Annotated in this window: 30 protein-coding genes; 21 read left to right on the top strand and 9 right to left on the bottom strand. The window is 58.2% G+C overall.

The genetic code is table 11. The features are described 5' to 3' along the window. Positions 1–88 precede the first annotated feature (88 nt). Together ACJSDX_RS11860 and ACJSDX_RS11855 are read left to right on the top strand one after the other, a co-directional pair. Positions 89–496 (top strand): helix-turn-helix domain-containing protein, encoded by a 408-nt coding sequence (locus tag ACJSDX_RS11860; protein WP_407994857.1) that lies wholly within the window; start codon positions 89–91, stop codon positions 494–496. Between the two features lie 372 nt (positions 497–868). After that, positions 869–1144, top strand: coding sequence for a hypothetical protein (locus ACJSDX_RS11855; RefSeq protein WP_407994856.1), 276 nt, complete (start codon positions 869–871; stop codon positions 1142–1144). Between the two features lie 129 nt (positions 1145–1273). On the opposite strand, the gene ACJSDX_RS11850 is transcribed toward ACJSDX_RS11855, so the two are convergent. After that, a complete protein-coding gene (locus ACJSDX_RS11850; protein WP_407994855.1) occupies positions 1274–2344 on the bottom strand; it encodes a mechanosensitive ion channel family protein in 1071 nt (356 codons plus the stop codon). A gap of 369 nt (positions 2345–2713) precedes the next feature. Here ACJSDX_RS11850 and ACJSDX_RS11845 point away from each other — a divergent pair, with 369 nt between their 5' ends. From ACJSDX_RS11845 to ACJSDX_RS11810, 8 genes are all read left to right on the top strand, one after another. Then, a complete protein-coding gene (locus ACJSDX_RS11845) occupies positions 2714–4564 on the top strand; it encodes a methanol/ethanol family PQQ-dependent dehydrogenase (protein WP_407994854.1) in 1851 nt (616 codons plus the stop codon). After that, positions 4548–5057 (top strand): c-type cytochrome, encoded by a 510-nt coding sequence (locus ACJSDX_RS11840; RefSeq protein ID WP_407994853.1) that lies wholly within the window; start codon positions 4548–4550, stop codon positions 5055–5057. Before ACJSDX_RS11845 ends, ACJSDX_RS11840 begins: the two co-directional genes overlap by 17 nt. Then, positions 5054–6094, top strand: coding sequence for a cytochrome c oxidase subunit II (coxB, locus tag ACJSDX_RS11835; protein WP_407994852.1), 1041 nt, complete (start codon positions 5054–5056; stop codon positions 6092–6094). The genes ACJSDX_RS11840 and coxB overlap by 4 nt, the downstream gene beginning before the upstream one ends. 4 nt (positions 6095–6098) lie before the next feature. Then, the gene (gene ctaD / locus ACJSDX_RS11830; protein ID WP_407994851.1) at positions 6099–7991 is read left to right on the top strand and encodes a cytochrome c oxidase subunit I; all 1893 of its coding nucleotides are present in this window, start codon (positions 6099–6101) and stop codon (positions 7989–7991) included. Then, positions 7988–8599, top strand: a complete 612-nt coding sequence (locus ACJSDX_RS11825) for a cytochrome c oxidase subunit 3 (protein ID WP_407994850.1) — start codon at positions 7988–7990, stop codon at positions 8597–8599. Before ctaD ends, ACJSDX_RS11825 begins: the two co-directional genes overlap by 4 nt. A 29-nt stretch (positions 8600–8628) precedes the next feature. Next, on the top strand, positions 8629–9039 hold the full coding sequence (locus ACJSDX_RS11820; protein ID WP_309565277.1) for a hypothetical protein: 411 nt from the start codon (positions 8629–8631) through the stop codon (positions 9037–9039). After that, entirely contained in the window at positions 9036–9941 is a 906-nt protein-coding gene (locus tag ACJSDX_RS11815; protein WP_407994849.1) for a cytochrome c oxidase assembly protein, read from the top strand. Before ACJSDX_RS11820 ends, ACJSDX_RS11815 begins: the two co-directional genes overlap by 4 nt. 73 nt (positions 9942–10014) lie before the next feature. Then, a complete protein-coding gene (locus ACJSDX_RS11810; protein ID WP_407994848.1) occupies positions 10015–10449 on the top strand; it encodes a GlcG/HbpS family heme-binding protein in 435 nt (144 codons plus the stop codon). Positions 10450–10522: 73 nt separating this feature from the next. Here ACJSDX_RS11810 and ACJSDX_RS11805 read toward each other — a convergent pair whose 3' ends face one another. The 3 genes from ACJSDX_RS11805 to ACJSDX_RS11795 all read right to left on the bottom strand — a co-directional run bounded on the left by ACJSDX_RS11805 (position 10523) and on the right by ACJSDX_RS11795 (position 12407). Next, positions 10523–10786, bottom strand: coding sequence for a hypothetical protein (locus ACJSDX_RS11805; RefSeq protein ID WP_309565274.1), 264 nt, complete (start codon positions 10784–10786; stop codon positions 10523–10525). A gap of 171 nt (positions 10787–10957) precedes the next feature. Further along, a complete protein-coding gene (locus tag ACJSDX_RS11800) occupies positions 10958–11152 on the bottom strand; it encodes a hypothetical protein (RefSeq protein WP_407994847.1) in 195 nt (64 codons plus the stop codon). Beyond that, positions 11139–12407, bottom strand: a complete 1269-nt coding sequence (locus tag ACJSDX_RS11795; RefSeq protein WP_407994846.1) for a cytochrome P450 — start codon at positions 12405–12407, stop codon at positions 11139–11141. Before ACJSDX_RS11795 ends, ACJSDX_RS11800 begins: the two co-directional genes overlap by 14 nt. A gap of 323 nt (positions 12408–12730) precedes the next feature. Here ACJSDX_RS11795 and ACJSDX_RS11790 point away from each other — a divergent pair, with 323 nt between their 5' ends. Continuing rightward, a complete protein-coding gene (locus tag ACJSDX_RS11790) occupies positions 12731–13903 on the top strand; it encodes a zinc-dependent alcohol dehydrogenase (protein WP_309565271.1) in 1173 nt (390 codons plus the stop codon). Positions 13904–13963: 60 nt separating this feature from the next. Further along, positions 13964–14197: a hypothetical protein gene (locus ACJSDX_RS11785; RefSeq protein ID WP_309565270.1), complete on the top strand. Its 234-nt coding sequence runs from the start codon at positions 13964–13966 to the stop codon at positions 14195–14197. Here ACJSDX_RS11785 and ACJSDX_RS11780 read toward each other — a convergent pair. Next, positions 14191–14679, bottom strand: coding sequence for a hypothetical protein (locus ACJSDX_RS11780; RefSeq protein WP_407994845.1), 489 nt, complete (start codon positions 14677–14679; stop codon positions 14191–14193). The genes ACJSDX_RS11785 and ACJSDX_RS11780 overlap by 7 nt on opposite strands. A gap of 64 nt (positions 14680–14743) precedes the next feature. Between ACJSDX_RS11780 and ACJSDX_RS11775 the strand changes: the two genes are divergently transcribed. The 7 genes from ACJSDX_RS11775 to ACJSDX_RS11745 all read left to right on the top strand — a co-directional run bounded on the left by ACJSDX_RS11775 (position 14744) and on the right by ACJSDX_RS11745 (position 20306). Further along, complete coding sequence (locus ACJSDX_RS11775) at positions 14744–16093, top strand: SDR family oxidoreductase (protein WP_407994844.1); 1350 nt, start codon at positions 14744–14746, stop codon at positions 16091–16093. Beyond that, complete coding sequence (locus ACJSDX_RS11770; protein ID WP_309565267.1) at positions 16074–16538, top strand: DUF2269 family protein; 465 nt, start codon at positions 16074–16076, stop codon at positions 16536–16538. Before ACJSDX_RS11775 ends, ACJSDX_RS11770 begins: the two co-directional genes overlap by 20 nt. Positions 16539–16728: 190 nt before the next feature. Further along, complete coding sequence (locus ACJSDX_RS11765; protein ID WP_407994843.1) at positions 16729–16977, top strand: hypothetical protein; 249 nt, start codon at positions 16729–16731, stop codon at positions 16975–16977. Then, on the top strand, positions 16974–18458 hold the full coding sequence (locus ACJSDX_RS11760; RefSeq protein ID WP_407994842.1) for a cbb3-type cytochrome c oxidase subunit I: 1485 nt from the start codon (positions 16974–16976) through the stop codon (positions 18456–18458). Before ACJSDX_RS11765 ends, ACJSDX_RS11760 begins: the two co-directional genes overlap by 4 nt. Continuing rightward, a complete protein-coding gene (locus tag ACJSDX_RS11755) occupies positions 18455–19093 on the top strand; it encodes a cbb3-type cytochrome c oxidase subunit II (RefSeq protein WP_407994841.1) in 639 nt (212 codons plus the stop codon). The genes ACJSDX_RS11760 and ACJSDX_RS11755 overlap by 4 nt, the downstream gene beginning before the upstream one ends. Next, entirely contained in the window at positions 19090–19743 is a 654-nt protein-coding gene (locus ACJSDX_RS11750) for a c-type cytochrome (RefSeq protein ID WP_407994840.1), read from the top strand. Before ACJSDX_RS11755 ends, ACJSDX_RS11750 begins: the two co-directional genes overlap by 4 nt. 2 nt (positions 19744–19745) lie before the next feature. Further along, complete coding sequence (locus ACJSDX_RS11745; protein WP_407994839.1) at positions 19746–20306, top strand: hypothetical protein; 561 nt, start codon at positions 19746–19748, stop codon at positions 20304–20306. Here ACJSDX_RS11745 and ACJSDX_RS11740 read toward each other — a convergent pair. From ACJSDX_RS11740 to ACJSDX_RS11730, 3 genes are all read right to left on the bottom strand, one after another. Continuing rightward, positions 20272–21114 (bottom strand): CopD family protein, encoded by an 843-nt coding sequence (locus ACJSDX_RS11740; protein WP_407994838.1) that lies wholly within the window; start codon positions 21112–21114, stop codon positions 20272–20274. The two genes, ACJSDX_RS11745 and ACJSDX_RS11740, sit on opposite strands and share 35 nt — an antisense overlap. A gap of 265 nt (positions 21115–21379) precedes the next feature. After that, on the bottom strand, positions 21380–21721 hold the full coding sequence (locus ACJSDX_RS11735; RefSeq protein ID WP_407994837.1) for a copper resistance CopC family protein: 342 nt from the start codon (positions 21719–21721) through the stop codon (positions 21380–21382). Positions 21722–21742: 21 nt separating this feature from the next. Beyond that, entirely contained in the window at positions 21743–22255 is a 513-nt protein-coding gene (locus tag ACJSDX_RS11730) for a DUF2231 domain-containing protein (protein ID WP_407994836.1), read from the bottom strand. 321 nt (positions 22256–22576) lie between these two features. Between ACJSDX_RS11730 and ACJSDX_RS11725 the strand changes: the two genes are divergently transcribed. Both ACJSDX_RS11725 and ACJSDX_RS11720 read left to right on the top strand, forming a co-directional pair. Then, the gene (locus ACJSDX_RS11725) at positions 22577–22759 is read left to right on the top strand and encodes a KGG domain-containing protein (protein ID WP_309565258.1); all 183 of its coding nucleotides are present in this window, start codon (positions 22577–22579) and stop codon (positions 22757–22759) included. Between the two features lie 64 nt (positions 22760–22823). After that, the gene (locus ACJSDX_RS11720; protein WP_407994835.1) at positions 22824–23714 is read left to right on the top strand and encodes an SDR family oxidoreductase; all 891 of its coding nucleotides are present in this window, start codon (positions 22824–22826) and stop codon (positions 23712–23714) included. Between the two features lie 116 nt (positions 23715–23830). Here the strand turns inward: ACJSDX_RS11720 and ACJSDX_RS11715 are convergent, their stop codons facing one another. Then, positions 23831–24814, bottom strand: a complete 984-nt coding sequence (locus ACJSDX_RS11715) for a methyltransferase (RefSeq protein WP_407994834.1) — start codon at positions 24812–24814, stop codon at positions 23831–23833. Positions 24815–24857: the final 43 nt, after the last annotated feature.

Raw genomic sequence — 24857 nt, 5'->3', positions numbered from 1 at the left:
GGTAGTATGTGCGTCTTTATACTTACAACCTTGGAATATTGTCAACCTATTTTTCAGGTGTATGATGCTGACAACCGTAGGAGCAAAAATGAGACAGATTGAATATTTCGATGAATGTAAGAAAAAGCTTGGGATAACAAGCAACTATGCGCTTGCCAAAGCTCTGGATTTATCGGAATCCCGCGTTAGTGATTATTACAAGGGTCGGCACACTCCTGATAATTACGCCTGTTTCAAAATAGCTGAGACGCTAGAAATTGATCCTGCTGTAGTGATTGCTGAAATTAGCGCTGAGAATGAAAAGAACGAAAAAAAGCGAGAATTCTTCAAGGTTTTTCGTGGTGCCTGTGGGAAAGCCGCCGCAGGTATCATCCTGGTGCTGGGCTTAAGTTTTTCCTTGCTGAACGTGCCAGGGGATGGCGCGGCCGCGGTTAACGGGAGCCTAGCTGCTGGCGCAGCAGCGGCCCTTTTTTATTATCGCCGTTACTTCGCATAATGTATATTATGTTAAATAAATGGCAAATCATTATCATCGACCTGGTTGAAATCAAACCCCGTTTGGGGACTTGGATTAGCCATGACCTCTTCCCAAACGCCTACCGCTAACGATGCTGAGTTCGCATTGGCTGATAACTCATTTCCACGAGCGATTTTTTCTTGTTATTGATACCTTACCCTTAACCGGACATTTTAAACACGCGATTATGAGTAACCTGACGAATTATTCCTGCTCTAACCTAGCGGAATAGCAATTCGGCAAGGTGTGCTTGCTTTTCCTACATTCGTATCAGAGTTTTCTTCTTTAACAATTTTCAGGATGCTATCTATCATATAGCTGGGCTTTCATTTTATTTGCTAAAGGGAAAATATGAGCGCTAGTTTTTTCGATAAGATCGTGATTAATCAGGAAGTACACTTTAAAGTACTAAGTGACGGAAAAACTTATAATTTCATTTTATCCAGAACTGCATTGGACACTTGTGCGGCCTTGCTCGGTATTGATGTAAATGAAGATTTAAAGAGACTTGAAGTTTTTGAGGAGTTTGAAGAGGAAATTCATTCCAAAGTGAGTGCGATCTTGGCAAGTCAGGATTTTGACGACACCAATACAGAAAATAATCCTATCGATATTAATCAAATTTAACATTCATCATTTCACTGATGAAAAGCCAACGATCCGAGACGGTTCGTGAGTTCGAAGCCTCTCACTTTCATCCGTCTTTATTTTGTATTTCATCAAGTTGTGTTCAGATGCATCGGCTAATTCCTTTGCCTACTGCGTTTTAGCAGATTCAAGGCTTCTAATATGCAAGTTAGTGGTAGGCAATGCAAAACTAACATCCAGTTTTTTGAATTCGTTGATCATGTATAGATTGATTGCCTGCTGCGTATCCATATATAAGTTGAAGTCGCTGGAATCCACGAAGTAGACCACTTCGAAATCCAAAGAGCTTGTTCCAAATCCTTTGAGGTGGGCCCGGTCAAACCTAGTGCGATCAGATGTTTCTATTGCGGATTTCACTATGTCAGGTATCTTGGCAAGAGTGGTTGCAGGCGTGTCGTATGTAACGCCGAACTTGAATTCCACCCGGCGTTGCGACATGCGTTTGTAATTGTGGATAATGTTTTTCAGGAGTTCGGTGTTGCTGCATACGATCTGCTCGCCGCTGATGCTCCTGATGTGCGTAGTTTTCAGCCCTATCCTTTCAATGCTGCCGGCTACTTCGCCGAATACGACGAAGTCCCCTATCACGAAAGGTTTGTCCAGGCCGATGGCCAGCGATGCGAATAAGTCGCTCAGAATATTCTGCACGGCCAATGCCACAGCAACGCCGCCTACGCCCAAGCTGGCGATGAATGCAGTGATGTTGACGCCCACATTGGAGAGGATGGCCAATATCACGATCGACCAGATGGCGACTTTCAATATCCAGCTGAGCATGGAGGTGATCACCGGATTAGGGACCTGGCCTTCTTTTTCCAATAATTGCACGCTTGACCAGATGGTGATGCTCTTGCTTATCCATAATGCGATCTGGATGCCGATCACGAAGAAGGTCAAATGACTCAGCCGAGTCTCCCATCTTTCCGGAAGTTCCAAGAACTGCAGCGCAATCAGCAATGCAAATAATGCCAAGGTGATTTTTTGGGTGCTGCCAAGCACTTCGGCAATCGTGTTGTTGAATTTATGCTCGGTGCCGGCGGAAACTTTCGACAATTTATTGATGGCGATACGCCATAAGGTGTGCAGTATGAAATAAGCTGAGATTGCAATGATGATCAATGTAATCCATTGATATAAAGACAGTCCAATAAAGGTAGTAACTTCCAAAAATTCCTGCATCCAATTTCCTCCATGGCTTTATTTTTACGGAGGAAATTCAATGCTGGATTTTTGCCCTACCCTTGAATTTTCACTCCAACCGACAAGCCTAAGGGATTTACTTAATGACTCAATCAGAGAATTCTAATTTTTCTGTCGGACATCATTAACAATTAGGAGAGGAAGGGCCGGAATTTAGCAGTATTGGCTGCATTTAACATTTTCACTTGGATTGGGTATTCATTACATTAAATTACAGTTGTTATTTTTTGGAAATATTTTTTGAAACTTAATGGCTAGAATTGATACCAACAGGGGAAAACTTCCTTAGATGATCGAACAGCTGAATGTCTTTCATCTCCATATAAATTCGCTAAAAGGAACTATCGAGTGGATAGCTACAGAGATTTTTTCCTTTATCCAGGATGGTTGCTGGTCGGCTTTTTAACAGTCTCCTGTAGTCAAGATAGTACGCAATCGAATCCTGCTTCGTCGCCTCCTGAGGTAGCGCAGGCAAATTACCCCCATAACAATTCAACCTCACCCGCTTGGCTGGAAGCTAATGAAGACGGTCAATGGGCCATGCCGGCAAAAAACTACGCCAGCACCCGCTACAGCGGCCTGGAGCAGATCAACCGCGATAATGTGAAGAACTTGAAGCTGGCCTGGACATTCTCGACCGGCCTCACGCCGGGACATGAAGCGGCACCGGTATTCGTGAACGATACCTTGTATGTGGTCACGCCTTACCCGAATACGGTGTATGCGCTATCGCTCGACGGCAGCAAGAAATGGGAGTACAAGCCCGACACGCACCAGGAATCGCAAGGCATGGCATGCTGCGACGTGGTGAACCGCGGCCTGGTCCATGCGGACGGCAAGCTGTTCTTCAATACGCTGGACAACCATGCCATCGCCCTTGAAGCGGCCACGGGCAAGGAGCTATGGAAAACCAAGGTCGGCGACCTCAAGCGCGGAGAGACCATGACGATGGCGCCGTTGGTGGTCAAGGGGAAAATGCTGGTCGGCAACAGCGGTGGCGAGATGGGAGTGCGCGGCTGGCTGAAGGCACTGGACACTGAAACGGGCGAGCTGCTCTGGACAGCCTACAGCACCGGCCCGGACAAGGAAGTATTGATTGGCGAGGATTTCAGGCCGTTTTACCCGCAGGACCAAGGCAAGGACCTTGGGGCCAACAGCTGGCCGCCGGAAATGTGGAAAATCGGCGGCGGAACGGTATGGGGCTGGCTCTCGTACGACCCGGAGCTGGACCTGGTCTATTACGGCACCGGCAATCCCGGCCCCTGGAACCCGGATTTCCGGCCTGGCGACAACAAGTGGACATTGACGGTGTTCGCGCGCCGCCCGGACGACGGCAGCGCAATCTGGGCCTACCAGGTAGAACCTCATGACCTGTATGACTACGACGGCGTCAACGAAAGCCTGCTGCTTGACTTGCCCGTCAACGGCGAACAGCGCAAGGTACTGGTCAGGCCGGAGCGCAACGGCCATGTATACGTGATGGACCGCGCCAGCGGCGAGGTGCTGTCCGCCAACACCTATGTGCCGGTCAACGTGACCGAGGGGGTAGACCTCAAGACCGGGCAAATGCGCAAGGTGAAGGACAAACAGCCCGGCACCAACCGGACGGTACACAACATCTGTCCTGCGGCCCCAGGTGGCAAGGATTGGCAGCCTTCAGCCTATTCGCCCAGGACCGGGCTTATCTACATGCCGCATAACAACCTTTGCATGGATATGCATGGTACGCAGGCCAACTATATTGCCGGAACGCCCTATGTCGGCTCCGACGTGAAGATGTTCGCCGGGCCGGGCGGGCACCGCGGCGTGTACACGGCCTGGGACCCGGTCGCGGGCGGCAAGGTGTGGAGCATTGAAGAAAGCTTCCCAGTCTGGAGCGGCACGGTGGCGACCGCCGGGGATATCGTGTTCTACGGCACCATGGACCGCTGGTTCAAGGCCCTGGATGCCAAAACCGGCAAGCTGCTGTGGAAATACCGCGTCGGCTCCGGCATCGTCGGACAGCCGGTCACCTTTCAGGACAAGGACGGCAAGCAGTACGTCGCCATCTTCTCGGGTGTGGGCGGCTGGTCCGGCGCTATTGTCTCCGGCGGCCTCGATGCGCGCGACGGCACAGCGGCCCTGGGGTTTGCCAATGCCATGAAAGACCTGCCGCAACATACCGACAAGGGAGGGCAATTGTATGTTTTCTCCCTTTAGCAAGCCTGCAGCAGCGCTCTCCCTGCTGTTACTGAGCGGCTGCGAAGACCAGGCCGCCCTGCGCAATGCGGAAAACCCGCCCTCGCCTCCTGTCAACAGAGTAGCGGAATTCGGCCCCGGCACCGAGGATGCGGTCCTCAAGCCGCACCCCTACATGGACAACCGCCATGCGATCAACGAGGGCAAGCGGCTCTATGGTTGGTTCAACTGCGCCGGCTGCCATGCCAACGGCGGTGGCGGCATGGGTCCGCCCCTTATCGACAAGCACTGGATATACGGCAGCGAGCCTGCGCAGATATTCGCTTCCATCATGGAGGGCCGCCCGAACGGCATGCCGGCGTTTCACGGCAAAATCCCCGAGCAGGAGGCATGGAAGATCGTCGCCTATGTGCGCTCGCTAGGCGGCCTGGACAAGGACCTGCCGGCCGGCGCCAGCAGCAGGCCGTTGCAGGACGAGGCGGAATCAGACCTGCGCGAGGGCGAGACTCCATGAGCCCGCCCCAGGAGAAATGCTTACCGCGAAAATCCCTGCCGCCTGGCATTGCTGCGGCAGGCATCTGGCTCATATGCGCCTGTTCCCCGGCATATGCGAGCCAATCCGTCCTGCAGCCCGGAGGGCCACTGGCTCAGGCTATCGCCGACTTGTTCTGGGGCATGGTGGCGATCGGCGGCATCATCCTGTTCATCGTGTTGGCCATGCTGGCCGTGGCGTTGCTGAGGGCAAGGAATAAAGCCGAGCCTAAGTCTCTTACCTTCACCCAAAGCCGCAACCTGGTCCTCGTCTCGGGCGTGGTGATCCCGGCCTTGATATTGACCGTCTTCGTCATTTCCAGCGCCGCGGTCAACCGCGAGATCGTCGCCCCCATGCCCGAGCACGCCTTGACCATCCAGGTCACGGGCCACCAGTGGTGGTGGGAGGTGGATTACCTCGACACGGAAGGCAACCATGTCGCCAAGACGGCCAACGAGATTCGCATTCCCGTCGGCAAGCCCGTGCGCATCGCGCTCGAGGCCAGCGACGTCATCCATAGCTTCTGGATTCCGCAATTGAACGGCAAGACGGACATGGTGCCGGGCAAGCGCAACCTGACCTGGGTCAAGGCCGACCGGCCAGGCAGCTATCGCGGCCAGTGCACCGAGTTCTGCGGCAAGCAGCATGCCAAGATGGCCTTCACCGTGGATGCCGTGCCTGAAGAGGAGTTCGATGCATGGCTGCAGCGGCAGGCGCAGCCTGCGCGCGAGCCTGCCACCGAGAACGAATCCAAGGGCAGGCAGGTGTTCCTGCGCTCAAGCTGCGCCATGTGCCACGCGATCCGCGGCACCAGCGCCCTCGCCAGCGTCGCGCCGGACCTGACGCATATCGGCTCGCGCAAGACCCTGGCGGCGGGCACGCTGGACAACATGCCCGGCACCTTGTCTTCCTGGATACTCTCCCCGCAGAGCTTCAAGCCCGGCAGCCATATGCCGGCGACCGTGCTTGCGGGAGAGGACCTAGGCAACCTTGTCGAATACTTGCTCAGCCTGGAGTAGCGGAATGACCGATTCAGCATCCATCCAATACGACGAGGAAACGCGGCAGCTGGAGCGCACCTGGGCCTCCCCGCCCGGGTTCTTCGCCTGGTTCACTCATGTCAACCAGACCAATATCGGCATGCGCTTCATCGTCACCGGGTTCGTCTTCTTCATCCTGGGCGTGATATTGGCGCTGCTGATGCGCCTGCAGCTTGCCGTGCCCGAGAACGACTTCATGGACCCGGAAACCTATAACCAGGTGTTCTCCATGCACGGCATCACCATGATGTTCCTGTTCGCGATCCCGGTCATGGAAGGCTTCGCGGTCTACATCATTCCCCTCATGCTCGGCACGCGCGACATGACGTTCCCTAGGCTCAACGCCTTCGGCTACTACATCTACCTCATCGCCGGCGTCATGATGTATGTCGCGCTGTTGCTGAAGATCGCGCCCGACGCGGGCTGGTTCAGCTATCCCCCGCTTGCCGGCGCCGGCTTTTCTCCCGGCCTGGGACTGGATTTCTACACCACGGTGATCACCTTCATGGAAATCTCGGCGCTGGTGGCAGCAATCGAGATCATCGCCACCATATTCAAGTGCAAGGTGCCCGGCATGTCGCTCAACCGCATGCCGATTTTCGTCTGGGCCATGCTGGTGATGTCGTTCATGATCGTGTTCGCCCTGCCGCCGCTGGTGATCGCAAGCCTGATGCTCGCGCTGGACCGCATGGCCGGCATGCATTTCTTCACCGCGGCCTCGGGCGATCCTATCCTATGGCAGCACCTGTTCTGGTTCTTCGGCCACCCTGAGGTTTACATCATCTTCATCCCGGCGCTGGGCATGGTCTCCAGCATCATCATCACCTTCACGCAACGGCCCATCTTCGGCTACATCCCCATCGTGCTCTCTATCGTCGCCATCGGCTTCATCGGTTTCGGGCTCTGGGTGCACCATATGTTCACGGCGGGCCTGCCCCAACTCGGCTCCAACTTCTTCACGGCTTCCAGCGCCATGATCGCCATCCCAAGCGGCGTGCAGATCTTCTGCTGGATCGCCACGCTCTGGGGCAGCAAGCCCAAGCTTGCCACGCCCTTGCTGCACGTGCTGGGCTTTTTCCTCATCTTCATCATCGGCGGCCTTAGCGGCGTGATGGTGGCCTCGGTACCATTCGACATGCAGGCGCACGACACCTATTTCGTCGTCGCCCACTTCCACTACGTGCTGATCGGCGGCGCGGTGTTTCCATTGCTGGGCGGGCTGTATTACTGGTATCCCAAGTTCACCGGCCGCATGATGAGCGAGCGCCTCGGCAAGATCGCGTTCTGGGTGACCTTCGCCGGCTTCAACCTGACCTTCTTCCCTATGCACAAGCTCGGGCTGGACGGCATGCCCCGGCGCGTCTACACCTATCTCGACGGCCTAGGCTGGAACGAGGCCAACTTCTTTATCAGCATCAGCTCCACGGTGCTTGCGCTGGGTTTCCTGTTGACCCTGGTCAATGCGCTAGCCAGCCTCAAGCGCGGCAAGGTGGCCGGGGACAACCCCTGGAACGCGGATACCCTGGAATGGGCCACCAGCTCCCCTCCCCCCTCGTACAATTTCCGCCACATCAGGACGGTGGATAGCCGCTACCCGTTATGGTCCGGCACCGGCGGCCTGGAGCAGAACCCGGTGGTCACCGGCATCCGCAGCGACCGGCGCGAGATCCTGCTCACCTCCATCCTCGAATCGCATCCGGAAGCGAGGCAGCCGCTGCCCGGCCCGTCGCCGTGGCCTTTCTGGCTCGCGGTCGCCACCGCGGTCACCTTCGCCGGCCTGATGGCGCACATTGCCATCCCGCTGCTGGGCTTTCTGCTTTGCTTTATCGCCATCACCGGCTGGATATGGCCTAAACAACTGGGAGCGGCAAAATGAGCCTGCATGCCGACATCGACGCCAGCAAGCTGCCGGATTACAGCTATGATTTCAGGTCGCCCCTGTGGTGGGGCATCGTCGGGCTCATGACGGTGGAAGGCACGGTAGTCGCCACCCTGATCGCGAGCTTCTTCTATCTGCAGGGCAATCATGCCGCTTGGCCGCCCGCGGGCACCAGCCCGCCGGAACTGCTGTTGCCCACCTTGTCCACCGTGGTCCTGCTCGCCAGCATGGTGCCGGTCTACCTTACCGACAAGGCCTTCAAGCGCGGCGACGCCAAGCCGCTGGCATGGATGCCGCTGGCGAGCATCGCCCTGGCGCTGGTGTTCCTCGGGATCAAGGCCTATGAATATGCCAGCCATGTCGATTTCCGCTGGGACACCCATGCCTACGGCTCGATAGTCTGGCTCATGATCGGATTTCATAGCGCCCACGTAATTGCAGTGATTTTCAAGACGTTGGTAATCGTCTACTTGGCGCGCAGGCGTTACTTCACGCCGGAAAAAAGGATTGCCGTCACCGTGAACGGGCTCTATTGGTATTTCGTCGCGGCGGCATGGATACCGCTTTACCTGACCATTTACCTGGGCTCCCGTATCTGGAGCTGAGGCGTTGACCGACCAAAGGAATCATCAGCATGCGCGACCCGATCAAAATCGCGGAACACAATCCCAGCTTTGCACTCGCACTGCTCTGGATATGCATTCTGGCGGGCCCCATCAGCTGGAGCCTGCAGTTGAGCGTGGCTTACCCCATTCTCGACTGGTCCTGCCGGGAAGAGCAATTGATCCCCGTGCATGCCGCGACCATTGCGGCCTTCCTGTTCAGCGCCGCCAGCGCCTACCTGAGCTGGCACAACTTGCAGCTGCACAAGACCCTGGCCCGCATCAACGAGAATCCGCAATCGCACAAGCGCGGCAGCGAGAGTGAAAGCGAGATGCCGCCGCGGCAGTTCATGGCATTGGCAGGCTTCATGCTCAGCCTGTTCTTCCTGCTGGTGATCGTGATCCAGTGGCTGCCCGTCCTGGTGCTGGATCCATGCATATGAAGCGGCTTGCCGCCCTCATTGCCTGCCTGCATGCCGCACAGGCCTGGGCCCACCCGATTGGCGGCCACCACCACGCCAACCCCTGGCTGCAGCTGTTGCAAGATTATTGGGTGGCGCTCCCGGTCGGACTGGCGCTTGTACTCTATCTCGCCGGGCTCTACCGCTTGACGCGCAAGGCAGGCAGGCCGACCAGTTATACGCCCATGCGCGTCAAGGCGTTCCTGCTTGCCTGGGCCTCGCTCGTGGCCGCCTTGTTTTCCCCCGTGGATACCTTGGGCAATGCCTATTTCTCCATGCACATGGTGCAGCATGAGTTGTTAATGATTATCGCCGCGCCGCTTTTCGTCATCGCCCGCCCCCTTTCGATGTGGGCATGGGCTTTCCCCCGCGCAGCGGCAAAAGTCGGCAAGGTGACCTCCGGCGCCAGTTTTTCGCGCTTCTGGCGAACGCTGACCAATCCGGTCACCGCCTGGACGGTACATGCAGGCGTGCTGTGGGGATGGCACGTGCCGGAACTGTTCGAGACCGCGCTGCATTACCCGCTTGTACATGACCTGCAACACCTCAGCTTCTTTTTCTCCGCCTTGCTGTTCTGGTGGTCGCTCATGCGTCTGAGCAACACGCGCAGCCCTGCCGTATCGGGCCTGGTGTCATTGTTCACCACCGCGCTGCACACCGCCTTGCTCGGCGCGCTGCTGACCTTCTCAAGCCGGGTCTGGTACCACAGCTACATCATTCCCGCAGGCAGCCTGGAACTGGCCTTGCAGGACCAGCAGCTGGGCGGACTCATCATGTGGATTCCGGGCGGCCTTGCCTATCTGGCGGTGGCGCTGGCGATCTGCTATCGCCTGCTCAGCACGGAAAGCAGGAGTCGGCCTGCAACAAAACAGGCCGACGGATGACTGACAGTTAGTTTTGAATCAGGGAAATTAAGCAGCACGCTCCACTCTTTACCAACCACAAAGGAGAACCATCATGCACGTCACAATAGAACAAGCCAGGAACATTATCGAGCAGGCCACGCGCAAGGCCGAGGCTATCGGTGTGAAAAGCTGTATCGCCGTGCTGGACTCGGGCGCCAACCTCAAGGCGTTCTCGCGCATGGACGACGCCTGGGTAGGCAGCATAGACGTCGCGGTCAAGAAGGCCAAGACCGCCTGCTTTTTCGCCATGCCTTCCGGCGAAATCGGCAAGTTGTCGCAGCCGGGCCAGCCCCTATACGGCATAGAGCACTCCAACGAAGGCCTCATCACCTTTCCGGGCGGTTTGCCCATCGTGGATGACGAAGGCGTGTTGGTGGGCGCAATAGGCGTCAGCGGCGATACGGTGGAAAATGACCACATCGTAGCCAAGGCCGGAGCCGAGGCGGCAGGCAGTTGCAACCTGCCCAAGCATCCCTGGCGCACATAAACGAATGCCCGCAGGTTCAGTCAGAGAGCCTGCGGGCATTTACTCATGCTTCGGTTCGATCCGCTGGACGGGGCTAACGGCCCTCCTGTCTGTTTCGCGGCTGCTCTGTCGAAGTATGGTTACGCTGGTCATGGCGGGAGGGTTTTACATTGGGGTCCGCCTGTTGATCGGTCGCGTTTTCAATGGCCTTCTGCTTACCATCTCTCGACGCTTTTTCATCCTGGTTGCGAGGCGTATTGGCATCGTCCAGCGCGCGGGGATTGATTTCTTCCGCCGCATAGGCGGTAGACAGGCCAAGACCGAGGCTCAGGGCGGCAATGCATAATATGGATTTCACTGGTCTGCTCCTTTCGTATGAATGAAGTTCCAGCATAGACGGGCAAGACGGAAGGCAATGTAGTCCGGGTGCTGAAACAGCGCTGGAAAACCTCATGGGCGCTTGTATGAAAAACCAACGCCAGGATGGATGCATGAGTTCATACAGAGCAGGCAGGAGCAGCCCCACCTGTCAGGGTTTGACGAGCATGGACCTAGCCTTTTCCGTGATGCGGTGATGCTGCTCCATGTCCGGCAAGATCAGCTCCGCCTTGATCAGGAAATCGCGCAGGCCATCGGCGATTTCTGCCGCCTTGCCTTCTTGTTCGGCTTCCCACACTTTATTCAATGCTTTCCACTGCAATGACGTCAGCTCATGGGCTTGCATATTTTTTCTCCAAATGGGTAGGGGTAAGGGCAGGCTGGATAATGAAGCCGCTTTCCGGCAATGCCGGAATCCTGCCAAGGTCCAGCCTCAGAACTTGATCAGGGACGGTGTATTCCAGTTCGTGAACCAGCATCTGAACAATAGTCTTCATGAGCGCGATGGTGATCCATTCCCCAGGGCAACGGTGGTGGTATTCATAGGTTGCGCCGCCATTGGCGATTAAGCCGAAACTGTTACCATCCCAATCCTTGAAGCGCTCAGGCATGAATTGCTCCGGGTCTTGCCACAATGCCGGGTCGCGGTGCGTGCCGTAAATGTCCAGCAGTACGCGATGCCCGCGCCTGAATTCCAGGCCTTGCCACTGAAAGTCTTGGCGCACGATGGCGGCAAGGAAAGGAAAGAAGGGATAGAAGCGCCTGACCTCGAGCACGAACCAGTCCAGGTAACGTTCGTCGCCCTGCTGTAGCTTTTGCCTGCAAACCGGGAATGAATGTAACGCCAGCGCGCTGAAAACGGCAAGCTGCGCCACTGCCACGGTAGGACGCAATATATTGATCAGTTCGACGGCCGCCACATGCAGCGGCAACAGTTGTCCCTGTTCGTCACGATGCCAGGCGACCGCCTGCAATACGCTGTCCGGCTGTTCCGGCTTGCCGTAGTGGCGGATATCCTCGACCAGTTGCCCGATCCAGCGCTCGCATGACTTGCGCGCCATCCTGCCGCGCCAGTGATGCAGGCCCAGCCGGGCGCCGCTGTCTATCATATTGCCGAATTCCTGCGCGCGCCGGCCTAGTTCCTGGCTGGCCAGCGGTACGCCGGCCCAGGCGCATACGCTCTTACACAGCAGTCTTTGCGTCTCGCGCAACAACACGATTTCACTGCCGGGTTTCCATTGACGGATGGCTTCGCGCCAATGGTCGTGATGCAGGCGCACGAGCTGCTCGATATGCGCATGCGTCATGAGCTCGCGGATGAACATCTGCTTGCGGTGGCGATGCGCATGGTCGTCCATTCCCTGCACCCCGCCTACACCGACAAGCGTTTTCTGCGCACGCGCAGGCATGGCCCCGGAGCGTACGAATTTTTCGTTGTCGTAAAACAGCCTGGCCGCCGCTTCGCCCTGCATGCAGATGGTGGGATGCATCATCAGGCGGGTTTTGAAAGCTTTGACTCCCAGCGCGCGACAAGTGCTGTCGATGAAGACATATCCTTTTTTCCATAGCGCATAAGTGCTTTCGAGCGGAGGGGCGGTCATGGAACTCCTCTTGGATGAAGGAATATAAAAGCGGCCAGATGCCGCTAGGCATGAATGATGCAATGCAGGGCTAGACCTTGGCAGGCGCGATTATCGGATTCTCATGTCGGAAAATATTACTGATCCTGTCTTACGCTAGCGGCGATATCGGCAAAGGAATGGAATTCTTACAGCGCTTTCAGCAAAGCGCGGATGAACCGGCGGCTCATGCTTGGCTAGCATCACATCAGGTTGCTGTCGGGCTCAGTGCCCGGGCCACCTGAATATTTACGGCAGGCAGCTGCGCTACCGTTTTCACTTTCCACCTACAGAAGGAGTACCTCATGCGCGCGTTGACATACCACGGTAGTAAAGATGTCCGTATCGAAACGGTTCCAGACCCCATCCTCCAGGCCTCCGACGATGTCATTATCCGCGTCACCTCCACTGCCATCTGCGGGTCGGACCTGCATCTTTACCGCGGCAAGATTCCCGATCTGCATGACGGCGATATCCTTGGGCATGAGTTCATGGGCATCGTTGAAGACGCGGGCCAGGGCGTTACCCAGGTGAAAAAAGGCGACCGCGTAATCATCCCGTTCGTGATCGCCTGCGGCCACTGCTATTTTTGCGACCAGCAGCAATTCGCCGCTTGCGAAACCACCAATCCCGGCCGAGGCCCCAGCCTCAACAAGAAAACCGCCACGCCGCCCGCCGCCTTGTTCGGCTACAGCCATCTATATGGCGGTATTCCCGGCGGCCAGGCGGAACTGGTACGCGTGCCTCAGGGCAATGTGGGTCCGTTCAAGGTCAACGGCAGCCTGGCGGATGAGCAGGTACTGTTCCTGACCGATATCCTGCCTACCGGCTACCAGGCCGTACTCAATGCCGAAGTGGGTGAAGGCGACAGCCTGGCTATTTTCGGCGCAGGCCCGGTCGGCCTGATGGCAGCGGCCTGTGCCCGCATGCTGGGCGTGGAGACGATTTTCATGATCGACGACCTGCAATACCGGCTGGATTTCGCCCAGGCGCAATACAACACAATCAGCATCAACCTGGACGAGGTCGAAGACCCTGCCGAGTACATCCTGGAGCATACCGCGCATCGCGGCGTGGATGCCTCGATCGATGCCGTCGGCTTCGAGGCCAAGGGCAGCATGGTGGAAACCGCCCTGACGACATTGAAACTGGAAACCAGCAGCGGCAAAGTGATTCGCCAATGCATTGCCGCCACCAGGCGCGGAGGCACGGTCAGCATCCCTGGCGTATATGCAGGGTTTATCCACGGCTTCCTGCTCGGGGATGCATTCGACAAGGGGTTGACGTTCAAGATGGGCCAGACCCATGTGCACCGCTTTCTGCCCGAGCTGTTGGAGTTCATTGAAAACGGCGACCTGCACCCGGCCGACATCATTACCCATCGCATGTCGCTGGAGGACGCGCCGCTGGGCTACCGCATCTTCAACGATGCTGAGGAAAACTGCCGCAAGGTCGTATTGACCCCGGGCCTGCATTAGCAAGGCCTGCGTCAACAATGGCATGGCTTGCGACTTTATCAGATGACAGAAAGAAAAATCATGGCAAGAGTAGATGAGTTCAAGGTGTCTTCCCCGCTGCATCTCGCAGAAAACATGCCTGAAGGCCATGGTTTCGTGATCAAGCCCGTCGACGATTCGTTCGACGCCCTGGAAGGTTTCCAGAAAATCGTCATGGCGGTCTTTGGAAGCATAGGAAGCGATTATGGTATCGAAACCAACCGCCGGCCCAACGGGATGATCGACAAAATCGTGTGCCGGCAGATTACTTATTGAGCTGGCTTGCCAGGCGCCCGTTTCTGTAACCGGTGCCTGGCCAGCTTCTGCCGGGCAAGGCCGAAAGCGAATGCTGCATATACTGCAAGCAGCGAGAGGCGCGAGAGGCGCATTTCATAGCCTGGCCTCAGGCTGCGCGGCGTCAGATGATAGTCGACGTAGCATGCCAGGGCCGCAATGACGGCTGCATCCGCGTAGAGCTGCAAGGCGTTGCCTTCCTGCCTCGACCTGGTCGCATGCTCGTAGATAAGGGCCCAGAAGGTGGCGGAGGCATGATGGATCGTATAGCCCAGCACGGTGTGCGTTACATCCGCTCCGTCGTGACGGGCCGCGTCATCTCCCCACACCCAATGACTGATTGCATTGATAGGAGCCGCATATGCCCCGTTTTCCAGCTTTCCACATATGGCCAGCGCCAATGCCGAACTCACGCTGGCATATGTTCCCGTGCTCAACCCGCGCCTGCATAGACCTTTTGGCATGATGCGCCTCCGTATTTGGTTGAAAAAAGTCGCGGCCAGCGTTTCCGGCTCCCTTCATAGAGCCATGACGCAGCACGCAAGTTCAACCGCAGCGCCGCCTTTGCCCGATGACGCAAAGCCCAGGGTCGTGTTGGTACTGGGAGCAAACGGCTTTCTCGGCAGGCATTTCGTAGCGGCGCTTAAGCAACAAGGGCATAGCGTCATTGCCGGGGTGCGCAAGCTGCCTGCAGCCAGCCACCCCGATATCGCGTATATCGAAACGGATTTCGCACAGGGTCTCGATATCCAAGACTGGCTGCCGGTACTCGACGGCGTGGATGTCGTCATCAACGCCGTCGGCCTGTTGCGCGAACATGGCGGACAGACATTCAGCGCCCTGCATGAGCAAGCGCCTGCCGCCTTGTTCAGGGCCTGCCAGCAGTCCAAGGTGGGGCTGGTCATTCAGATATCCGCGCTGGGGGCCGACGAAGAGGCAGCCAGCGCCTATCACCTGAGCAAGAAGTCCGCCGACGATGTGCTCAGGGCATTGGACATCCCGGCCTTCATCCTGCAACCCTCGCTGGTATTCGGCCAGGACGGCGAGAGCGCGCGCCTGTTCGCCATGTTGGCCAGCCTGCCGGTGCTGCCACTGCCCGGAGGGGGGTGCCAGCTTCTACAGCCCGTGCATATCCATGACCTGACGGAATTGGTGCAAGCCCTGGTGCCGCTCAATCCGGCAGGAACCATCACCATTGCCGCGGCGGGCCCGCAAGCGCTGACCTTGCGCGAATATTGCGGTGCCTTGCGACAGCAGATGGGCCTTGGCAGGCTGAGGGCATTCACTCTGCACCGCATGGTCGCGAGGCTGGCAGCGTGGATCGGGCAATGGCTTCCCTCCAGCCTGCTGACGCCCGAGACGCTGGCGATGCTGGAACGCGGCAATATCGCGGCCACTGAGGATATGCGCTTCTTCCTGGGCCGCGACGCCATGCCGGTCGAGTCATTCATCAAACCGGCGGAGGCCGACGGATGGCGCTCGCTCGCGCTGCTCGGCTGGCTGCTGCCCTTGCTCAGGTTCAGCATCGCCGTGGTATGGATAGTCACTGGGCTACTGTCGCTCGGGATCTACCCGGTTCAGGAAAGCTACGCATTGCTTGCCGAGGTCGGCCTGGAAGGCTCGACGGCGAGCGTGGCCTTGTACGGGGCGGCCTTGCTTGACATCAGCTTCGGCATTGCCACCTTGTTGCTGCGCAAGCGGCGGTTGCTCTGGCAGCTGCAGATTGCCGTCATCCTGGGCTACACCCTGATACTCAGCTGGTTTATCCCCGCATTCTGGCTGCATCCCTTCGGGCCGTTGCTCAAGAACCTGCCCATGGCGGCACTGATCTATATGTTGATGACACTGGAGCGCCAGGATGGATTACCTCGTCGTTAAGTGGCTGCATATCGTCTCATCCACCATATTGTTCGGCACCGGCATCGGTTCCGCCTTCTATATGCTGGTCACCAGCCTGAAAGGCGATGCAAGGAATACTGCCGGCGTGGCGCGCCTGGTCGTGCTTGCCGATTGGATATTCACCACGCCTGCCATCATCGTCCAGCCTGTTACCGGCTTCTACCTGATGCATCGTGCCGGTTATCCGATCATGCAGGGCTGGATCATATGGTCCATCGCGCTTTACCTGCTGGCCGGCGCCTGTTGGCTGCCGGTAGTGTGGCTGCAGATACGCATGCACAAGATGGCCGTGCTCGCCGCCCATGCGCGCGAACCCTTGCCCCCGCAGTACCAACGGTACCTGCGCTACTGGGTGCTGCTCGGCATCCCGGCATTCCTCGCCTTGTTGTGCGTCTTTTACCTGATGACGGCAAAGCCGCTTTAGGCAGCAATCCATGCGCTTGGAATGTCCGAGCTCTCGCGACAAGCGGCGTCTGCCTCCTATCTTGCCCATGCTTGCCTGACCAGGGCGTTGGTTTTTCTGACATGGCTTTAGGAAAACTGAGTAGTGCCAACGGCACAGGTTCACCTCTACATTCATTGTGGTTATTTCCTTTTTCTCTACAGGAGTTCGAATGCTTGCCAATTCGTTTGCGATCATCCTGCTCAGCCTCGTGGTGGGGATTCCCCCGTTGGTATTCCTGCTTTTCGCCATCTCCCATGGGCAGTTCGACAATATCGGGGCCACTGCGGATTCGATTTTCGAGGTGGAAGAATTGCGCTACTCCCGCCCCTGGGAAACGCGCGAGCAGGCTGAAGAGCGCATGCAGCGGCACGGCGGCCTGCTCCGCAATCCGCAACGCGAATGGGAGCGCTGGCTATGACTGAAGCAGTCGCCTCACCCCGTACCCAGCAAGACAGCACGCTGGATCACAGCAAGCTCAGGATAAGCGCCGAAGAGGTCTCCGCTTATGACCACTCCGGCAGGCAGCCGGTCCTGCTCGGTTTTTTTATCGCTATCATATGGCTGCTTGCAGGCACGGTCATGGGCGACATCAGCAGCTTCAAGTTCGACCGTCCCGACTTCCTTACCGAGCAGGCCTACCTGACGTTCGGCCGCATCCGCCCGGCGCACCTCAACGTCATGGTCTATGGCTGGGCTTCCACCGCCATGTTCTCGGTTTCCCTGTGGCTGATGCCCAGGCTGTGCCGCACGCAGCTGCGCTGGGCCAAGGCCGCCGTCGCCGGCATCCTGATCTGGACCGTGGGGCTGGGCGTGGGCGTGGCCCTGCTGCTGGCGGGCTATAGCGACGGCCTGGAATGGCTGGAGCTGGACCGCATCTGGGCCGACCCGCTCCTGGTGGTGGGCGCCGCCCTGGTAGGCGCGTCGATCTGGAAGACGCTTTCAGTGCGTAACGTGCATCACCTGTATGTGTCGGTATGGTATGTCGCGGCATCCTACCCATGGTTCCTCATCATTTTTATCGCGGGCAACCTGCCCATCTTTCAAGGCGTGGAATCGGCTGCGGTCAACTGGTTCTACGCCCATAACGCCCTCGGCTTATGGCTCACCACCGTCAACCTCGGGCTGATCTACTACCTGCTGCCCAAGATCATCGGCCGCCCGATCTATTCGTACTGGCTTTCCCTGATCGGGTTCTGGGGGCTGGCATTGTTCTATGCGCTCAACGGCATGCATCACCTGATCGGCGGGCCGCTGCCCTCATGGATGATCGCCACCTCGATTACCGCCAGCATCATGATGGTGGTGCCGGTAGTTGCGGTCGGCATCAACCAGCATATGACCGTGGTCGGCCGCTTCGGCGCCATGCGCTATTCGCCGGCGCTGACCTTGGCGGTCATCGCGGCGATGTCCTACACCGCAGTCTCCCTGCAGGGCATCCTCACCGCCCTGGTCAGCGTCAACCGCATCACCCATTTCACGCACTGGACCATCGCCCACTCGCACCTGGGGCTTTATATGTTCGTGACCTTGTCCTTGTTCGGCGGCATGTATTACATCCTGCCGCGCGTGCTCAAGAAGGAGTGGCCGAGCACCCGGCTGATCCGTGCGCATATCCTGCTTGTCGGCGGCGGCATGGTGCTCTACGTGGTGGCGCTGGGCATAGGCGGCGTATTGCAGGGCCTGAGCCTGCTGGCTCCGGGCCAGGGCTTCGAGGCCTCCGTGGAAAGCGCACGCCCGTGGCTGCTCATGCGCAGCGTGGCGGCCGTGATCATTTCTGCCGGGCATATCGTATTTGCCTATCATGCCTACCTGCTGGCCTTTACGCGCCATGGCAGCATCAGGCGGCACCCTCCCTTCTTTGAGATCAAGCCCGTGCTGGTCAGAAAGAAGGCGCCATGACCAGATTGCTCGTATTGATCATGGGGGCGATGGCAACGGTGATATTCGCCCTAGTCATCCTGGTGATACTGCCCAAGAGCATGCTCTCGTCGATGCAGGCGCCGCCCGAACTCAAGGAGCCGACTGCGCAACAACTGGCCGGGCGCCAACTCTATATCAGCAACGGCTGCATCTATTGCCACACTCAGCAGGTGCGCGACCCCAGCTTTACCGCCGATATCAGCAAGGGCCTGGGGACGCGGCCTTCCGTGCCCGAGGATTACGTTCACGACAACCCCCACCTGCTCGGCACCATGCGAACCGGGCCGGACCTGTTCAATGTGGGCTCGCGCCTGCCCGACCGTAACTGGCAACTGCTGCACCTTTACCAGCCGCGCGCGTTGGTGCCATGGTCCATCATGCCCGCCTTTCCGTTCCTGTTCCGGCATAAAGCCGAAGCCGAGCCCGGCGACAAGGTGCTGGACGTGCCCAAACCTTATGCGCCGGCGGATGGCGTGGTCGTGGTGACTGAAGAGGCGGAAGCCCTGGTGGCTTACCTGCTCAGCTTGAAGCACGACTATCCTGCTCCCAATGACCCATTAAAGCCTGCCAATGACAATCCAGAGAATGACAACCCAGAAGAGGCGCAGCCATGATTGATGAAAACCGTCACCATGACCACCCTATCCAGTCGGAGAAAAACGAAGTATCCACCCTGGCTTTGCACGACGACGCCATGCATGAAACCGCCGAGCCTTTCGAGGATACGATCAAGGGCCCCGTCTGGTTTTACCTATTCGTCGTATTATCCATGGTTGTGGGCGCGTTCTACCTGGGGCGGCATATGGGCAGGCTGGACACCGCGGCGCATATCGGCTTCCTGCATGAAGGCGGCAAACCGGGCCAGACGCAGGAAAGCGCTCCGGCTGCCACGGTGTCCGGCGCCTCTATCTTCGGCAGCCGTTGCGCCACCTGCCACCAAGCCAACGGTCAAGGCGTGCCGGGCGCCTTCCCACCGCTGGTGGGGACAAAATACGTGCTTGAAAGCCCAGAAGTGCTGGTTAACATCATTCTGCACGGGCTGCAAGGCGAAATCGAGGTGGCAGGGAAAACCTATAACGGCATCATGCCGCCATGGGCTTCGCAACTGGGAGACGAGGAAGTGGCCGCGGTCGCCAGCTATATCCGCTCCGAGCTCGGAGACAACAAGGCAGACAAGGTGGATGCAGCCCTTGTGAAGAAGGTGCGCGAGCAGACCAAGGACCGCCAGACCCCATGGACGGCGGACGAACTGGAGGCCTTGTAAATATGAAGCCGCATGCCGCACTCAAAGAATCTTTCACCATATCCGGGTTCTTCAAGCAACAAGGCCAGGTGGACAACGTACTGGCGGAATGCCTGCGGCTAGGCATCCCGCGCGACCTCATCGATGTCGCGCTCTCGGAAAAGGCGGCGGCGAAGTTTTCCTCCCTGCGCGCCAAGAAGAACACCGACAGCTGGTTCGCCTGGACCGGCAGAGGGGCGCTGGCTGGCCTGCTGATCAGCTCTGCGCTCACCATGGCGATTATCCTGCTGGCAGGGTATGAGGTCACGGAGAAGATGGCGTTCGTGCAACTGTTAGGGCCCGATATCGGCATTATCGTCGGCGCGGCATTGGGGGCGTTATACGGCTGGCTGCGCGACAGCGATACCAATGTCGTCATGCAGCGCGCATTGGAGCGGGACGACGCCATGCTGTTGCTGGTATATCTGCAGCCGCCTGGAGAGGCGGCGCGTATAGAGCAGATATTCGGCCGTCACGGCGGAGAGGAAGTAAGCTTGCAACCCACTGAGCTCAATCCGGCGGAAGCTGCGTCAGCAACGAAGTGAACAGCACCAGCACGAGCGCAAAGAAGAATTCGAGAGTCAGCCCGTTATCGTAAGCTGCCATGCTAAATCCGGGCTGCCGCAGCAAGCGCCTCAATTGCCAGGCGCAAGCCGCAATTGCCGCCACCGCGGCCAGCTTGAGCCCCAGCATGGCGGCATAGGTCCAGCCCAGACCGCCCTCCTCCGCATATTGCAGCCATGCCCTTGCCGCCCCGCTGGCTAGCGCCAGCAAAAACACCGGCAACGCCACGCGGGAAAAAAAGCTGAACTCACGCAGCGACATCCATGAATTGTCAGCAAGCCTGAGCACCAGCATGAGGCTCATCCCTCCCAGCCAAAGCAGGGCGCATCCCATATGCGCCAAGTCTATCCAGTATGTCCAATTCCACATGCCGAGTTCGCCGGCATGCGACGCCAGTGCCAACGCGCCCAGCATTGCCAGGCAGGCAGTGCGGGCCACCCAGCTTTTCCAGCAGCTAACGGCAGCCAGCAAACAAAGCCAGTACGCCAGCCATGCATGGCCGAAGGCGCTGAACCGCAGCAGCTCGAGCATTTCGCCGGGACTGGCGACAGACATCGCTGCCGCGTTGAAAGCATCCTCACCGCTCAAGGCCGCACTGTTCAGCGCCAGCAACAAGGCCGCGCTGCCAAGCGCGAATGCGGTCCAGTTGAAATATTGCCGCCAGGCCAACAGGCGCTGGAGGCGCCACTCCCATAATTGCATGCCGGAGAGCATGGCCAGCGCCATATAGGCACAGGCCCGTGCAAGCGCTCCATCAAGCAGGTGGGCATGGTCGAAGAGCCTGTTCATCTTTTCATAGGGCGCGTTGCCCCGGCGGTGTGGTCGATGCAAGGCGCAAACTGAAGCCGTGCTGCTTGCCCGGCGAGGATTTGCAACGCGGCAGCGGCTGCGCTGCCGGAGCAACCCGGGCATGGCCCCAACACGCGCCCGTTCCGCGTTGCAGTCCTTGGCAAGGCAATGAGCATGACCTGCGGACTGCGCCTTGATCGGACGCGTCCTGGAGCCATGCGTGCCCTATGAAAAGATGATGAACAGGCTCTAAGGGATGGCATGCTTATTTGACGAGAAAGCGCAGTATTCCTTGCTGACGATGGCCGTCATGGGACATTACGCTCCAGCGGATGCGGTACTCGCCCAAGGGCTTGGCGTTGCCCAGCTTGATGACCAGCTTTTCTGGAGCGGCCTCGGAAGGCAGTGCGATCCATTGCTTCCCTTGCCACAACTCGGCCCGGTTGAAGCGGGACTCTATAGGTTTGTTGAAGCGCAGGGTGACTATAGTCGGAGGCTCTGACAGGACGGAGCCCTCTTCCGGGTCGGAGGAAAGCAGCTTGCTATGACCCAGCGCCGAGAATGGAAGCAGCAGCAACCAGCAGAGTATGAGGTATCGGCTAGCCAAATCGATGATCTCCGTATGACGTTATCCTTGATGCACGTGCGGCCCAGGCTTGCTCTCGTCATGCGCGAAGCCGCCCACCTGTTCCGACACGCCTATCCCATGACGGAATGTCATTTCGCCTCCCAGCCATCCCGAGACGCCGAGCAAGGCCCCGGTTACCACCGACAGCCCCAGGCCGAGCGGCAGGACATCCAGCATATCATCCATGCGCAGGAAAAAGTTGACGGATGCCAATCCGAGCACGATAAGGTTAATGATGCCATGCAGCCAAGCCATGGGAAGCCGTCGCGCACGCTTCACGCCCAGCAGTTCGATCAGGCCGGACAAGCCTGCAAGCACCCCGCCAGCCAAACCCGCCGCCAACAGCCAAAACGACGCTTCGGCCCAGAACGTATTCTCTAATAACGCAAATGCAATATCGCTCAGCAATGCCCCCATCAGGAACGCGATGGGGAGGGAAACCAGCATCGGGTGTATGGGATGTCGCCTTACGGCTGCTTTCGTGCCGCTACCTGCTGGATAAACGGGATCCATCGCTAATCTCCTTTGTAAGTGAGGCATTGCCGGGTTGAAACAATGTCGACTCTATCCTGTGTCGATGAACTCCATGAGCGGACAATCCTGAATCTCTTGACGGAAAGCGCTGACAACCTCATCCATGAATCTTCCAAGCATTGCTTGCTGAGCCTGCTCCTGATACACAGCCTGGGTTTTCGGTTTTCGGGTGTTTCAGATTCTCACAGCTTAATAGGACGCATGACGATGACCGCCCTTGCCGCATTTCTCTAGCATGAACCCACCTTTCATTGACAATTCGTCTTGGAAGGAACGCCACATGTTTCAAGGAGAAATATCATGACTCAACAAAATAGTTCCAACCGCGGTTTTGCTTCCATGGATAAACAAAAACAGCGGGAAATTGCGAGCCAGGGCGGCAAGGCCGCCCATGCCAAAGGCACGGCGCACGAATTCGATTCCAAATCCGCACGCGAAGCAGGCCGCAAGGGCGGCCAAGCTTCGCATAGCGGAGGCCGTTAAGTAACCGTTCCGGGGAAGCGGCCGCTTCCCTCTTCATTTTTTATATTCCCCGACGGAGGACAAAATGACGCTAGATTACAACCCAGACAAGGATCATCGCGATATTGACCAACCTGCCCAGCACCAAGACCGGCAGCCGGGCGTGGAAGCGGATATGGAGCCGCGCCCGCAATATGTCGACCCAGCTTATCGCGGCAGCGGCAAGCTTGAAGGCAAGACGGCCCTCATTACCGGAGGCGACAGCGGCATCGGCAGGGCCGTCGCGATCCATTTCGCCATTGAGGGCGCCGATGTTGCCATTAATTATTTGAGCGACGATGAAACCGAGGATGCGGAAAAAACCTTGTCGTTGATCCGCGAGCAAGGCCGGAAGGCCATTGCCGTCAAGGGCAATGTGGGTAATCCGCAGTTCTGCGAGGAACTGGTGGCCAAGACCGTGGAAGAGCTGGGCCAGCTTGACATCCTGGTCAACAACGCGGGGCAGCAATACCCTCAGCCCAGTATCGAGCAGATTTCTGCCGAGCAGCTGGAGCACACTTTCCGGACCAACATCTTTTCCATGTTCTACCTGACCAAGGCTGTCTTGCCGCTACTGGGCAAAGGCGGCAGGATCATCAATACCGCCTCCGTCACTGCATACAAGGGCCATCCTATCCTGGTCGATTATGCTTCCACCAAGGGGGCGATCGTCGCGTTCACGCGCTCGCTCGCGATAGAGCTGGGTGAACGGGGCATTACGGTCAATGCCGTGGCGCCAGGCCCGATCTGGACGCCGCTGATCCCGGCAAGCTTCAGTGCGGAACAGGTGGAAAAATTCGGGCATGACACCGTGCTGCAGCGGCCCGGCCAGCCCAGCGAGGTCGCGCCGGCGTATGTGCTGTTCGCCTCCAACGACGGGTCATACCTGACCGGGCAGATCATCCATCCTAATGGCGGCTCTATCGTCAACGGTTAAAAAGGCGATTTGCCGATAACGTCACAGCCACCTCGCCTGCCCGGCTTGCCGCCGGGTACATGGCTTGGTAGCTGCAACCCGCCGCTCTCCGCGTTTTTGCCAGGTTTCCAGCGGCATTATCCCGGCCGTTGCACCATGAGGGTGACAGCTGCCAGCCGGTCGGCATTGGAATAAACCGGGCTGTCCAGCTCTTCCCCAAAGATATCGGGGTCCATTTCCTGGTATTCGTAATGCCAGCCGCTATCCTTCAGCCTGGCGTCCACTTCGTTTTTGAACAAGTCCTGGCCATCCATTACCGCCACTCCGGTATAAAGCAGCAGCGTGCCGTACGGTGCCAGCCTGCCGAGCGCCGTATCGACGATCTTCAGCGACAAATCGGCTCCCAGCGGCCCGCCGCCATGGCGGTAAGCGCGTTCGGCGGCGTCCACCAGGAACGGAGGGTTGGACACGATGAGGTCAAACTCGCCATTCAGGGCCTGCAGCAGGTCGCTGTGCCGCCAATGCAGGTTGGACAAGCCCGCGGCAATGCCGTTGACAGCGGCCAGGGCCAGAGCCTTGTCGTTGATGTCCACCCCATGCACTTCTGCTTGCGGCAGACGCTGGGCGAGCAGGATGGCCCCTGCCCCGCTGCCGCTGCCGATATCCACCGCCCGCCGCACCCGGGGCCGAAGTAACGCCAGATGCCGCTCGATGGCCTGGGCGAAACGGTAGGTATCGGGCCCGAAAAAAATCGCGTCGCCTTCGACCGTAGGGAACGACGAATGCAGGAACAATTGCCCGGCCAGGCTGGAGACGCGGAACCGGCTGCGCCACAGGCTGCCGACGTGCTCAAGGGCGTGGGCCTGCTCCAGCAAGGCGAACAGCGGTTCGCCAACCACATCAGGAGCGAATGGCCTGCTCCAACCGAGGACGCCATGGATATCCTTGGCGGTTTCGTTTCCCGGACGGCCGTTGACCAGCGCGTGGCTGGCGGGAGAAACGGTAATGAACGCATATGATTGCTGCCGCAACCATGCAAGCATGGCAACCAGGGCGGCATTTGCTTCACTCAAGCCGTTGTGCAGCATGAGTTTTTCGCTCGATTGGAAGTCGGTGGTCATGGGCGGGGTCCTTGTGCGCGGCAGGGCCTATTTGTCTAGCCGA

Source organism: Methylobacillus draconifructus (assembly GCF_045984355.1).
In the GTDB taxonomy this organism is placed as follows: domain Bacteria; phylum Pseudomonadota; class Gammaproteobacteria; order Burkholderiales; family Methylophilaceae; genus Methylobacillus; species Methylobacillus flagellatus_A.
This window is presented reverse-complemented; position numbering and strand designations above follow the sequence as displayed.

Bases quoted from the DNA above. Each gene is read 5' to 3' on its own strand.
- ACJSDX_RS11740 (WP_407994838.1), bottom strand. From the start codon at position 21,114: ATGAACAGGCTCTTCGACCATGCCCACCTGCTTGATGGAGCGCTTGCA.
- ACJSDX_RS11770 (WP_309565267.1), top strand. From the start codon at position 16,074: ATGGATTACCTCGTCGTTAAGTGGCTGCATATCGTCTCATCCACCATA.
- ACJSDX_RS11810 (WP_407994848.1), top strand. From the start codon at position 10,015: ATGCACGTCACAATAGAACAAGCCAGGAACATTATCGAGCAGGCCACG.
- coxB (WP_407994852.1), top strand. From the start codon at position 5,054: ATGAGCCCGCCCCAGGAGAAATGCTTACCGCGAAAATCCCTGCCGCCT.
- ACJSDX_RS11755 (WP_407994841.1), top strand. From the start codon at position 18,455: ATGACCAGATTGCTCGTATTGATCATGGGGGCGATGGCAACGGTGATA.
- ACJSDX_RS11790 (WP_309565271.1), top strand. From the start codon at position 12,731: ATGCGCGCGTTGACATACCACGGTAGTAAAGATGTCCGTATCGAAACG.
- ACJSDX_RS11745 (WP_407994839.1), top strand. From the start codon at position 19,746: ATGAAGCCGCATGCCGCACTCAAAGAATCTTTCACCATATCCGGGTTC.
- ACJSDX_RS11820 (WP_309565277.1), top strand. From the start codon at position 8,629: ATGCGCGACCCGATCAAAATCGCGGAACACAATCCCAGCTTTGCACTC.
- ACJSDX_RS11840 (WP_407994853.1), top strand. From the start codon at position 4,548: ATGTTTTCTCCCTTTAGCAAGCCTGCAGCAGCGCTCTCCCTGCTGTTA.
- ctaD (WP_407994851.1), top strand. From the start codon at position 6,099: ATGACCGATTCAGCATCCATCCAATACGACGAGGAAACGCGGCAGCTG.
- ACJSDX_RS11860 (WP_407994857.1), top strand. From the start codon at position 89: ATGAGACAGATTGAATATTTCGATGAATGTAAGAAAAAGCTTGGGATA.
- ACJSDX_RS11850 (WP_407994855.1), bottom strand. From the start codon at position 2,344: ATGCAGGAATTTTTGGAAGTTACTACCTTTATTGGACTGTCTTTATAT.
- ACJSDX_RS11730 (WP_407994836.1), bottom strand. From the start codon at position 22,255: ATGGATCCCGTTTATCCAGCAGGTAGCGGCACGAAAGCAGCCGTAAGG.
- ACJSDX_RS11750 (WP_407994840.1), top strand. From the start codon at position 19,090: ATGATTGATGAAAACCGTCACCATGACCACCCTATCCAGTCGGAGAAA.
- ACJSDX_RS11720 (WP_407994835.1), top strand. From the start codon at position 22,824: ATGACGCTAGATTACAACCCAGACAAGGATCATCGCGATATTGACCAA.
- ACJSDX_RS11725 (WP_309565258.1), top strand. From the start codon at position 22,577: ATGACTCAACAAAATAGTTCCAACCGCGGTTTTGCTTCCATGGATAAA.
- ACJSDX_RS11825 (WP_407994850.1), top strand. From the start codon at position 7,988: ATGAGCCTGCATGCCGACATCGACGCCAGCAAGCTGCCGGATTACAGC.
- ACJSDX_RS11765 (WP_407994843.1), top strand. From the start codon at position 16,729: ATGCTTGCCAATTCGTTTGCGATCATCCTGCTCAGCCTCGTGGTGGGG.
- ACJSDX_RS11855 (WP_407994856.1), top strand. From the start codon at position 869: ATGAGCGCTAGTTTTTTCGATAAGATCGTGATTAATCAGGAAGTACAC.
- ACJSDX_RS11780 (WP_407994845.1), bottom strand. From the start codon at position 14,679: ATGCCAAAAGGTCTATGCAGGCGCGGGTTGAGCACGGGAACATATGCC.
- ACJSDX_RS11800 (WP_407994847.1), bottom strand. From the start codon at position 11,152: ATGCAAGCCCATGAGCTGACGTCATTGCAGTGGAAAGCATTGAATAAA.
- ACJSDX_RS11775 (WP_407994844.1), top strand. From the start codon at position 14,744: ATGACGCAGCACGCAAGTTCAACCGCAGCGCCGCCTTTGCCCGATGAC.
- ACJSDX_RS11715 (WP_407994834.1), bottom strand. From the start codon at position 24,814: ATGACCACCGACTTCCAATCGAGCGAAAAACTCATGCTGCACAACGGC.
- ACJSDX_RS11815 (WP_407994849.1), top strand. From the start codon at position 9,036: ATGAAGCGGCTTGCCGCCCTCATTGCCTGCCTGCATGCCGCACAGGCC.
- ACJSDX_RS11795 (WP_407994846.1), bottom strand. From the start codon at position 12,407: ATGACCGCCCCTCCGCTCGAAAGCACTTATGCGCTATGGAAAAAAGGA.
- ACJSDX_RS11760 (WP_407994842.1), top strand. From the start codon at position 16,974: ATGACTGAAGCAGTCGCCTCACCCCGTACCCAGCAAGACAGCACGCTG.
- ACJSDX_RS11785 (WP_309565270.1), top strand. From the start codon at position 13,964: ATGGCAAGAGTAGATGAGTTCAAGGTGTCTTCCCCGCTGCATCTCGCA.